11 protein-coding genes and 1 riboswitch are annotated in these 10,820 nt (G+C 66.6%); of the genes, 8 read left to right on the plus strand and 3 right to left on the minus strand.

Annotated features, from left to right (window positions below):
- Window positions 1-201: 201 nt before the first annotated feature.
- Entirely contained in the window at window positions 202-1,350 is a 1,149-nt protein-coding gene (locus IPG97_09395) for an acyl-CoA dehydrogenase family protein (GenBank protein ID MBK6856739.1), read from the minus strand.
- A gap of 176 nt (window positions 1,351-1,526) precedes the next feature.
- Window positions 1,527-1,649, plus strand: a riboswitch (TPP riboswitch).
- Here IPG97_09395 and IPG97_09400 point away from each other — a divergent pair.
- From IPG97_09400 to IPG97_09420, 5 genes are all read left to right on the plus strand, one after another.
- Entirely contained in the window at window positions 1,636-2,490 is an 855-nt protein-coding gene (locus tag IPG97_09400; GenBank protein ID MBK6856740.1) for a thiamine diphosphokinase, read from the plus strand. Its footprint overlaps the riboswitch before it by 14 nt.
- Entirely contained in the window at window positions 2,480-2,773 is a 294-nt protein-coding gene (locus IPG97_09405; protein ID MBK6856741.1) for a thiamine-binding protein, read from the plus strand. The genes IPG97_09400 and IPG97_09405 overlap by 11 nt, the downstream gene beginning before the upstream one ends.
- Window positions 2,774-2,776: 3 nt before the next feature.
- Window positions 2,777-3,655 carry an ABC transporter permease gene (locus tag IPG97_09410; protein ID MBK6856742.1) on the plus strand — a complete coding sequence of 293 codons (879 nt, stop codon included), beginning with the start codon at window positions 2,777-2,779 and terminating at the stop codon, window positions 3,653-3,655.
- Between the two features lie 104 nt (window positions 3,656-3,759).
- A complete protein-coding gene (locus IPG97_09415; protein ID MBK6856743.1) occupies window positions 3,760-4,773 on the plus strand; it encodes an ABC transporter substrate-binding protein in 1,014 nt (337 codons plus the stop codon).
- A gap of 16 nt (window positions 4,774-4,789) precedes the next feature.
- Entirely contained in the window at window positions 4,790-5,614 is an 825-nt protein-coding gene (locus IPG97_09420) for an ABC transporter ATP-binding protein (protein MBK6856744.1), read from the plus strand.
- 139 nt (window positions 5,615-5,753) lie between these two features.
- On the opposite strand, the gene IPG97_09425 is transcribed toward IPG97_09420, so the two are convergent.
- Both IPG97_09425 and IPG97_09430 read right to left on the minus strand, forming a co-directional pair.
- On the minus strand, window positions 5,754-6,266 hold the full coding sequence (locus tag IPG97_09425) for a GNAT family N-acetyltransferase (GenBank protein ID MBK6856745.1): 513 nt from the start codon (window positions 6,264-6,266) through the stop codon (window positions 5,754-5,756).
- Window positions 6,263-6,541, minus strand: a complete 279-nt coding sequence (locus IPG97_09430; GenBank protein MBK6856746.1) for a DUF1778 domain-containing protein — start codon at window positions 6,539-6,541, stop codon at window positions 6,263-6,265. The genes IPG97_09425 and IPG97_09430 overlap by 4 nt, the downstream gene beginning before the upstream one ends.
- A gap of 226 nt (window positions 6,542-6,767) precedes the next feature.
- On the opposite strand from IPG97_09430, the gene IPG97_09435 reads away from it, so the two are divergent.
- From IPG97_09435 to IPG97_09445, 3 genes are all read left to right on the plus strand, one after another.
- Window positions 6,768-7,205, plus strand: coding sequence for an SRPBCC family protein (locus IPG97_09435; protein MBK6856747.1), 438 nt, complete (start codon window positions 6,768-6,770; stop codon window positions 7,203-7,205).
- Between the two features lie 7 nt (window positions 7,206-7,212).
- Window positions 7,213-9,306 carry a glycogen debranching enzyme GlgX gene (locus tag IPG97_09440; GenBank protein MBK6856748.1) on the plus strand — a complete coding sequence of 698 codons (2,094 nt, stop codon included), beginning with the start codon at window positions 7,213-7,215 and terminating at the stop codon, window positions 9,304-9,306.
- A gap of 162 nt (window positions 9,307-9,468) precedes the next feature.
- Complete coding sequence (locus tag IPG97_09445) at window positions 9,469-10,731, plus strand: IS256 family transposase (protein ID MBK6856749.1); 1,263 nt, start codon at window positions 9,469-9,471, stop codon at window positions 10,729-10,731.
- Window positions 10,732-10,820 lie beyond the last annotated feature (89 nt).

Genomic DNA, 10,820 nt, shown 5'->3' on the forward strand with positions numbered 1-10,820 from the left:
GGGCTCCGCCACAAAGGGCTCTGCCCCCGACCCCCGCCCAGTCCTGTGACTTCAGCTCGTCAGACAGCCGAGCACTAACGGTGGCCGCCCAGAGAACCCGTTTCGCCTGGGTGACCATGGAGAATCGAGCACAACCCAAGATCGATCGGTGGATCGAGGTTTAAGAACTCGAGCGGAACAGGTCCGAACGTCCCCGATGTCTCAAAGACCCATGGATCGGCCAACGATCTCTTTCATGATCTCGGTGGTGCCTCCGTAGATGGTGGTGATGCGCACGTCGGCGTAGGCGCGCGCTATCGGGTACTCCAGCATGTAGCCGTAGCCGCCGTGGAGTTGTACGCAGGTGTCGACCACCCGCTTGTGGAGCTCGGTGCACCACCATTTGGCTTGGGCGGCCTCCTCGGCGGTGAGCTCACCGGCGTTCAGGGCTTCCACGCAGCGATCCACGTACACCCGGGCCAGGTCGATCTCGGTGCGCATCTCGGCCAGGCGGAACCGACTGTTCTGGAACGACCCGATGGGCTGGCCGAAGGCGGTGCGCTCCTTCACGTAGTCGAGGGTCCACCCCAGCGCCGCTTCGGCTCCGGCCACACCGGCCGCCGCTATGGACAGCCGTTCTTGGGGAAGGTTGTGCACCAGGTGCATGAACCCCTGGCCTTCGGTGCCCAACAGGTTGGCGGCCGGTACGGCCACGTCAGTGAAGAACAGTTCGGCGGTGTCCTGGCTGTGAAGGCCCACCTTCTCCAGGTTGCGTCCCCGTTCGAACCCGTCCATGCCCCGTTCTATGACCAGCAGGCTCATGCCCTTGTGGCGCTGGGTGGGGTCGGTCTTGACGGCGGTGATGATCAGGTCGGCGTTGATCCCGTTGGTGATGAAGGTCTTGGACCCGTTGACCAGGTAGGTGTCGCCGTCGCGGACCGCGGTGGTGGTCATGGAGGCGAGGTCCGAGCCGATACCGGGTTCGGTCATGGCCACCGCGGTGATCAGCTCGCCCGAGGCGATGCCGGGCAACCAGCGGTCCTTCTGTTCGGGAGTGCACAGCGACAAGAAGTACGGCAGGCAGACGTCGTTGTGCAGGGTGATGCCGAGCCCGGCCCCTCCAGCCCCGGCGGCTTGGACCTCTTCGCCGATGATCAGGTTGTAGCGGAAGTCTTCGACACCGCCCCCGCCGTGGGACTCAGGGACGTCTGTGCCCAGGAATCCGGCAGCGCCGGCCGCGGCGAAAAGCTCGCGGGGCACGATCCCGTCGCGTTCCCACTGGTCGATGTTGGGGGTGATCTCTCGGGCTACGAACTGGCGGAAGGAGTCGCGGAACATGTTGTGTTCGTCGGTGAAGATCGTGCGGCGCATGGCCGCATTCTGACCCAAGGGCCACCTCCGGTGGCTGGTGGCTGGCTTCGTGGTGGTGGTTTCGGTCCGTCGGTGGTCCCGGTCTTGTGGATCGCCTGCGGCGCCTGTCTGCTGGTTCCGGGGATACAGGTGCTCGCTTCGCGGTGATGACGGGAGCGTCGGTAATGTGGGGGGTGAACTGAACGCCGGGGAGCTCGAGGAGTCGGGCTGAGAGGGTGGCCACGCCTCCGGGCGACCGTCACCGACCCGTGAACCTGACCTGGGTAATGCCAGCGGAGGGACGCGATGACCGGGGACTACCAGTCCACCAACACGATCTCCCGTCGGGTGCTGCTCTTCGTGGGCGGTGACCCCGAGTTCGCGGCGCCAGCCAGCGTGGACCGCCCGCTCACCGATGCCGGGCATCATCTCGACGTGGGGGGCGCGGCGCTGGTGGTGGCGGCCGACTCGGGGCTGGAGCGAGCAATTGGCCTGGGGGTCGCGGTCGACCATGTGGTCGGTGACCTGGATTCGGTGTCTCCCGGGGCACTGAAGGCGGCGGCCGCATCCGGAGCCACCGTTCACCGCCACGAGGCAGACAAGGACGCCACCGACCTCGAACTGGCCCTGGACCTAGCGGTCGAGCTCATCGGTGGGTTCGGTGGTGGCACGAGAACCGCGATCCACGTCGTCGGCGGGGGAGGGGGACGCCTCGACCACCTGTTGGGAGACGTGATGTTGCTGACGGCTGCTCGGCTGGCTGGCTACACGGTCACGGCCCGCTTCGGCCCGGCCCGTCTCGACGTGGTCCGTCCCGGTCACGTCACCGGCTTCGATGGCCCGGCGGGCACGGTGGTGTCGCTGCTGCCAATGCATGGTGATGCCCTCGGGGTGACCACGACCGGGTTGCGGTGGGCGCTGACCGATGGGGACCTGGTTGCGGGCACCAGCCGGGCCATCAGCAATGAGCTGATCGGTGGGCCGGCCACGGTGACGGTGGGGGTCGGAACCCTTGCCGTGGTCCGCCCTGGCCCCGGGGTAGTTCGGCGCTCTGGGATCCCGCCTCGTACCGGCACCTATGACCCGTCCCCTCGAGCCCGCACTTCGCCCACCGTCGTCGACCAGCCCGCTGCCTACCCAGGAGATCCCGATGATCGCTGAACTTCAAGTCCTGCCCCGTCCCGCCGGCACGGCGACCGTGCCCTACGCCAACATCGAGGCAGCTATCGCCGCACTGGCCTCATCTGGTCTGCGCGTGGAGGTCGGTGCCCTGGGCACCACCATCGAAGGCGCGCCCGATGCGGTGTGGGCGGCGTTGCGGGCCGCGCACGAGGCGACCCTCACCGCAGGGGCCGAAGCGGTGGTGAGCGTCGTCAAGCTGGCCGAGTCCGCCGGTGACTCCGGGCCTGGCATCGACGATCTGGCCGGACCGTTCCGGGACTGATCCATGCCCGTGCCCGATGCTGTGCGCACCGAACGTCGCTCGCCAGGGTGGCGTCGAAGGGTCTACGACCTGGTTGCCCCGGCTCTGACCTTCGCGCTGGTGCTGGCCGCATGGCAGGCGTGGGTGCAGCTTCGGGGCATCGAGCCCTACCTGCTCCCCAGCCCGGGCCGGATCGCTCGAACCGCGGTGGAGATAGCGCCCCGCCTGGGTGGCCACGTGGCGTGGACCCTCATGGAAGCGATGGCGGGCTTGGCCGTCGGGGCGGTGGTGGGGGTGGGGTTGGCGATGTTGATCGCGCGCTTTCGACTGGCCCGCCAGGTCCTGTACCCGCTGGTGGCGGTGAGCCAGACGATCCCCATGATCGTGCTGGCCCCGCTGCTGGTGATCTGGTTCGGGTTCGGCTTGACCCCCAAGATCGTGTTGGTCGCGCTCATCGTTTTGTTCCCGGTCCTGGTCGCCACCGTTGGTGGTCTCGACGGCGCCGATCCCGAGCTGGTCGATCTGGTGCGGTCCATGGGCGGATCCCCCAGGCAGGTGCTGCACGTGGTTCGGGTGCCATCGGCGTTGCCCGACTTCTTCTCAGGACTGAGGATCGCTGGCACCTATGCCATCGGTGGCGCCGTGATCGCGGAGTATCTCGGCGGATCGGTACGGGCATCAGGGCTGGGTCGGCTCATCCAACGAGCCCAGGCCTCATACGACGTCGACGTCATCTTCGTGGCTGTGGCCTTGGTCGGAGTGCTAACCGCGCTCCTGTTCGTGGTCATCGATGCCCTGGCCCGTGTGGCCGTCCCCTGGCACCACCTCGGTGCCGATCGGAGGGGTGCCCAGGCCCTCGCCGACCCCAGCATTTCCCCCAACCAACCCGAGGAATCACCGTGAACGATCTGTCCAGCGCCGTGCCCGCTCGAAGCGCACACCACCCGCACCATTCGGGTACCACCCGAGGCACCAGACGAGCCACCAGAAGTGTCGCCCGCGGTGGCTTGGTGGCCGTGTTGGTCCTGGTCTCCGTCGTGGTGGGGGCTTGCGGCTCCGACAACGGATCGGACAACACCAAGGATGCGGCCGGAACCACCGGGTCCGCCAAGTTGGAGAAGTTCACCGTGGTCTTGGACTGGACTCCCAACACCAACCACTCGGGGATGTTCCTGGCCGATGCCCGCGGCTGGTATTCCGAGGCGGGCCTCGACGTGGAGTTCGTGGAACCGGGCGATTCGTCCAGCATCCAACTTCTGGCTGGTGGCAAGGCCGATGTGGCGGTGAGCGTGTCCGAGGAGGTGGTACCGGCCCGCTCCGAGGGGCTGCCGGTCCGGTCGGTGGCTGCCGTCATCGAGCACAACACGTCGAGCCTGGTGTCGCTGGCCAGCGCCGGCATCGAACGGCCGCGGGACCTCGAAGGGCGCACCTACGGTGGCTGGGGTGGCCAGTTGGAGGAGGCTTTGCTCCACGAGCTGGTTTCGTGCGACGGAGGCGACCCGTCCAAGGTCGAATTCGTCGAGGTGGGAGAGGCCGACTATCGGATCGGAATGGAGCGAGGTCAATACGACACGGTGTGGATCTATGACGGCTGGGACGGGATCCGTCTCACTGAGATCGACGGAGTCGACCTGAACCGCATCGCCTTCATCGACCACACCGACTGCATCCCCGATTGGTACACCCCGGTTCTGGCTTCCTCCGACGACGTGATGGCGGACCGGCCCGAGGATCTGCGGGCCTTCCTGGCCGCCACCCGCCGCGGCTACCAGGCGGCGATGGATGACCCGAAGGCTGCCGCTGATGCCGTGATCGAGGTGGCTCCGGACCTGGATTCGGACCTGGTCGAGCGCAGCGCTCGGTTCCTGGCCGACCAGTACTCCGCCGACCCCGAGACATGGGGGCAACAGGACGCCAAGATCTGGGAGCGGTTCACCGCCTTCTTGGTGAAGGCCGGCATGGTCGAAGCCGGCTTCGACTCGACTCAGGCTTGGACCGGTGAGTTCCTCGACCCGAGCTGAACCTGGTGACGTCGCCCTGCGGGGCATCCGTCACCAGTGGCCCGGCCAGCGCGGCGTCGCCACGCTGGCCCTGGACGATGTGACCCTGGAGGTGCGCGCCGGGGAGGTGGTGGCCCTGGTGGGCCCTAGTGGTTGTGGCAAGAGCACCCTGTTGCGAATGCTGGCCGGCCTCACCGTTCCCACTTCGGGCTCCGTCGAGGTCGGAGGCCGATCGGTGGTCGGCAGACCAGGAGCATGCGGGTGGATGCCCCAGAACTACGGACTTCTCCCGTGGCGCCGGGTGTTGGCCAACGCCACCTTGGGGGCCGACGTGGCTGGCGGAGGTTCGTGGGCGGCGCGGCGCCAACTCCGGGCCCGAGCCGAGACCCGAGCCCGGCCCCTGTTGGCCCAGTTCGGGTTGGGAGGGTTCGAGGATTCGTGGCCCAGCCAGCTCTCGGGGGGAATGCGACAGCGCTTGGCGGTGCTGAGAACGGTGCTGGCCGAGGCCCCGGTGATGCTGCTGGACGAGCCCTTCGGCTCCCTGGACGCCCTGACCCGCCGGTCGCTTCAGTCCTGGTTCCAGGATGTGCTGTTTGCTGAGGGTCCCAGGGCCGCCGGAGACAGCACCATGCCTGGGGTGCCCGACAGCGGCCGGGCGCCCCGGACCGTGATCGTGGTCACCCACGACGTGGAGGAAGCCATCTTGTTGGCCGACCGAGTGGTGGTCCTGTCCGATCGCCCCGGCCGGGTGGTGGACGACGTGAAGGTCGGGCTTGCGCGCCCCCGCCTGGCCCACCTGGTGTCGGACCCCACGGTGGTATCCCTGCGGGCCCAGCTGCTCGACGCTCTGGGGGACCGCTGAGCAAGCGTCGGCTCTGTGAGCCTCGTGGTGGCTCGGGGCGGTTCCGGCCCTGCTGATGCAAGGACGGAACCCCTGTGCGTGGAAGCGACGGTCGACAGCGCTCCCAGCGTGACCGGCCGCGGGGTAGGTGGCCGGGGTGCTATCCGATGTTGTCTGGTGGCAGGCTGGCCCGGATATCGGCCACCTTGCGGTAGAGCCGGTTGGGGTTTTCAGGCGCTTCGATGAAACCCCAACGGCGGTAGAAGTTGGCGGCGTCGACATCTATGGCATCGACCACGACGAGTCGCGCAGCCGCGGCATCGCTGGCAGCCACGGCTTTACGGAGGGCTTCGGCCAGGAGTCGGCTCCCGAGGCGCTGGCGTTGGTAGGAGACGTCGACGGCGAGCCGGGTGATGAGGATGGTGCCAATCGGGTAGCGAGGCATACCTCGGGCCATGCGTCTCGGGGCATCCTCGGGTCGGACCGACCCGGTGGTCAGACTGAAGTATCCAGCGATGGTAGAGCCGTCGAGGGCGACGTAGGTTCGGGCCAGGTCCGCCTTTTGGCTGGATGCGGCGTGGCGTTCGAGCCAGCCGTTCAGCTCGTCGTTTCCGCAGTCGAACTCGCCTAGATCGTGGGTGCCGCGCAGGAGCGCCAGGACGATCTCGGTCACGTCTGGCTGAGGGGTGCCAAGTCGAAAAGTTCGACCAACTCAGGCACTGCCGCTCCCGGTTCGTCGAGGGCTTTGGTAAGCGCACTAAACGCGGCATTGCTCATGGTGAGGTGGCGGCGTTCGTCCAGGAGTTCCCGAGCGCGATCCTCGGCTGCGGTCAGAAGGAACGAGGTCACGGTCTCGCCGGCCAGCGCCGCCGCTTCTCGGATCGTGGAGTCCTGTGCTTCGGTGACCCGAACATCGATCCTTCTGGTTCGGGTGGTCGGGGTGGCCATGGCGACTCCTTGCTACTGCTGTGGCTGTCAGGACAGCGTACACACGGACACGGCGAACTTGAATCGGTGGTCGTCCTGGCGGCCGACGTGGATGTCGTTGACATCCGGTGAAGGGAGGGACCTCATTGGGGGTTCGGCTGCGGCAACCGAGACAGGAGCTGCCGGCGGGCGACAGCTCATGAGCCACACTGGCGCACATGGAGCTGGTCGCCGAGATGGAAGCCCCGTGCCCCCGGACAGGGTTTTCGCCTGGATCGAGGACCTCGGGTTCTACCCGCGCTGGTTGGAGATCGTGACCCGGGCCGAGCCTCGCAGCGACGCCGACCACGAGGGCCCGGCCTGGGACGTCGACCTGCGCGGCCGTGTCGGTCCCGTCGCCCGTACCAAGCGGCTGCGCATGGTGCGCACCGTGCACCAACCCAACCAACGAGTGGTGTTCGAACGACATGAGCTGGACGGTCGTAGCCACAGCCCGTGGCGCCTGGATGCCGAGGTGACCCCGGTGGATCGAGACAGCCCGTCGTCTCACCTGAGGGTGGTTCTGCGTTATGAGGGCCGGTTCTTCGGGCCGGTGTTGGAGCGTCTACTCGGCGACGAGATCGTGGGCGCCAAGGTTCGGTTGCTGGATCTGCTCGGATCGCAGGCCAGCCCCGAGGTCGGGTGAGGCGATCATGGACGGCGTCGGCCATCCGGTAGGAGGTGGTCAGAACCGGCTGGGGGCCACAGTCGGTCCCGATTCAACCCGTTTTGTGGTCCAGTCCGGTGTGGCTGAACGCATCGAGTTGTGCCTGTTCGACGGTGCCGGCGATGAAACGGACCGGGTAGACCTGAACCGTCAGGACGGTGTCGAGTGGACCGTTGACGTAGGTGGAGTTGGGGGCGGACAGCACTACGGGTACCGGGTCCATGGTCCGGGCCGGCCCGCTGAGGGTCACGCCTGTGATCCGGCCAAGCTGTTGGTCGACCCGGCGGCTCGCCGCATCGCTGGCGAGTTGACATGGTGTGCCGAGTTGACTGCTCCGGGGGTCGATTCGGCTCCGTTGGTGCCGCGTTCGGTGGTGGTGGCGCCGGTTCCTGCGGTGTCGAGGGAGGCGCGCCCCAATCACCATTGGGATGCGACGGTGGTCTATGAGGCTCATGTCGGCCATCTGACCGCTCGTCACGGACTGGTCCCGGTCGAGGACCGTGGTGGTTACCGGGGGTTGGCGGCACCGGTGGTGATCGATCATCTCTTGCGGCTGGGGGTGACCGCGGTCGAGTTGTTGCCGGTGCAGCATTTCGTGAGTGAGCAAGCGCTGGTGCTCAGCGGTCAGCGGAACGTGTGGGGCTACAACCCGCTGGCGTGGGCCGCCCCGCACGCCGGGTATGCCTCTCGGGGTGGGGATCCGGTCTGGGAGTTGCGCGGCGCTGTGCAGCGCCTGCACGAGGCGGGGTTGGAGGTGTGGCTCGACGTCGTGTTCAACCACACCTGTGAGGGGTCGCTGGGGACTGGTCCGATCCTGTCGTGGCGTGGCTTCGACAACCGGGCCACCTATCGGCTTCGCGCCGGCGAGCACGGTCTGGTGGACGATGACGTCACTGGTTGCGGGAACGCCGTGGATACCCGCTCGCCGATGGTGCGGCGCCTGGTGGTCGAGACGGTGGCCGGGTGGGTGAACGACTACGGGATCGACGGTTTCCGCTTCGATCTGGCGGCCACGCTGATCCGAGGCGATCAGGGACCGACCGACGGGCACCCACTGCTGGCTGACATCGCCGCTTGCCCCGAACTGGCCGGTGTGAAGCTGGTGGCTGAACCCTGGGATCTCGGCTCTGACGGGTACGGGTTGGGGCGTTTCCCCGATCCGTGGCGGGAATGGAACGACCGGAGCCGTGACAGCCTCCGGGACCTGGGCTGTGCTCATTCCACACCCGCCGCGGTGGCCGCTGCTCTAACCGGGTCAACGCTGACGTTTCCTGGTCGAGCGGTCACCACCTCGATCAACGCCGTGGCCACCCACGACGGTTTCACCGTGGCAGACCTGGTGTCGTACAACGACCCGACCGATGACGGTCACGGTCAGCGGTCCTGGAACGGTGGGTTGGAAGGCCCGACCGCCGATGCAGGCGTGTTGTCGGCGCGAGCCCGACGTCAGCGCATGATGCTTGGCCTCACCGTGTTCGCCCAGGGGGTGCCGATGCTGGCTTCGGGCGACGAGATCGGCCGGTCACAAGGGGGCCGTGCCAACGGCTACTGCCTTCCCTCTGATCTGTTCGGTCTGCCATGGCCCGATGCCGAATGGGATCTGACCGCTTGGGTGGCGCGGGCCATCACCATGCGCAACACCATTGCGGTGCTGAGACGCCCGGACCGTGTCGAGGTCGGTGACAATCGCATCTGCTGGTTCGACGGTGACGGCACCCCGATGACCGATGCCTCGTGGCACCGGAGCGGCCCAGGCTCTGATTCGACAGGCCCGGAGGTCCGAACCGACGAGGGCGGTCCCAGCCTGGACAAGACCGGAGTAGCTGCGTCGCCCGATCCAGTGGTGTTGCAGGCGGTCTTGGAGCCTTCGCCCGATCATGGCGAAGTGGGTCCTGCGGTCTTGGTCGTAGTGGTCCTAGGCGTTGGCGTCCGCAACGTTGTCCTGCCCGCCGGAGACTGGACCCTGGCCTTGGATGCGGCGCAACGCCGCCCCGAACCCTCAACCCGCTCCACCACTAGCTGTCGGGTAGTAGCACCGACGCTCCTGGTCTTCATCGGACCAGGACAGAGCCCAGCCTGATCCCCGACGACTTCCAACCGAGCCAGACCGGCTGCATCGGTCGGGACTGTGGAGGCGTGTGTGTAACCGGGGTGGTCCTGATGGTCCGCGGCGTGGTGCTGCGGGCCGGGAAGGATCGTTTCTATGACTACATCGAAGAACACGCCGGCAGGGGCTGAGGGTGTGACGGGGGCCTTGGTGTTGCCGCCTGACGCTCTGGTGTCGGCAGCGGCTGGCCGTCTCGTCGAGGAGGCCAGGGCCAATGGGGTCGCGTTGACCGGCGAGGGTGGCCTGTTGACCGGGCTGGTCCGCGAGGTGTTGCAGACCGCGTTGGAAGCCGAGATCGCTGACCATCTGGGCTATGAGCCTCACGCGGTCGAGGGTAGAGGATCAGGCAACTCCCGTAACGGCTACTACCCCAAGACCGTGCGAACTGAAGTCGGTGACGTTGATCTGAAGGTGCCCAGAGACCGTAACGGCACCTTCGAACCTGTGACGGTCCCGGTTGGGCAGCGCCGCATGTGCGGCCTAGATCAGATGGTGATCTCGCTTTACGCGAAGGGCCTCACCACCGGTGACATCACCGCTCACCTCCACGACGTCTATGACCAGGATCTGGACCGGTCGATGATCTCGAGGATCACCGACACGGTGCTGGGAGATCTCGAAGCGTGGCAGTCCCGCCCGCTCGACGCCATCTACCCGGTGATGTTGGTGGACGGGATCCGCATCAAGATCCGCGACGGCTCGGTCACGAACCGGGTCGTCTATGTGGTGATGGGCATCACCATGGAAGGCGAACGCGACATTCTCGGTCTGTGGGTCGGGCCAACCGGCGGCGAGTCATCCAAGTTCTGGCTCGGCGTGATGACCGAGCTCCGCAACCGTGGCATCGCTGACGTGCTGGTCCTGTGCTGCGACGGCCTCAAAGGCCTCCCCGACGCCGCCAAGGCCTCTTGGCCTCTCGTTGATGTACAGCTTTGTGTGGTGCACCTCGTGCGCAACAGTCTGCGCTACGCATCCAAGAAGCACTGGGGCCAGATCACCAGAGAGCTCCGCGAGATCTACACGGCCCCATCGGTGGGGGCCGCCGAGGTGACCTTCGAAGCCTTCGCCGAACGGTGGGAACCGATCTACCCAGCGATGATCAAAACATGGAGAGATACCTGGGAAGACTTCGAACCGTTCCTGAACTTCCCAGTCGAGCTACGCCAGATCGTGTACACCACAAATTCCATAGAGTCGCTCAACGCCCGGTTCCGCAAAGCCGCGGTCAGGCGAGGGCATTTCCCCACCGACCAGTCTGCCCTCAAGGTCCTCTACCTCGTGTCGATCGAGAAGCACAAGAACCGCACGAACCCGACCGGCCGGATCAACGGCTGGAAACACATCCTGAACGTATTGTCCATCCACTACCACGACCGCATCACAGCGGCCACCAACTAGCCATGACCACACCGGTTACACACACAAATCCACAGTCCCTCCAGATGCCGACGTCCCGACTTGTAGAAGTCCGGGGTTGGTACCGTCAG

This window comes from Microthrixaceae bacterium (assembly GCA_016702505.1).
Lineage (GTDB): Bacteria > Actinomycetota > Acidimicrobiia > Acidimicrobiales > Iamiaceae > Aquihabitans.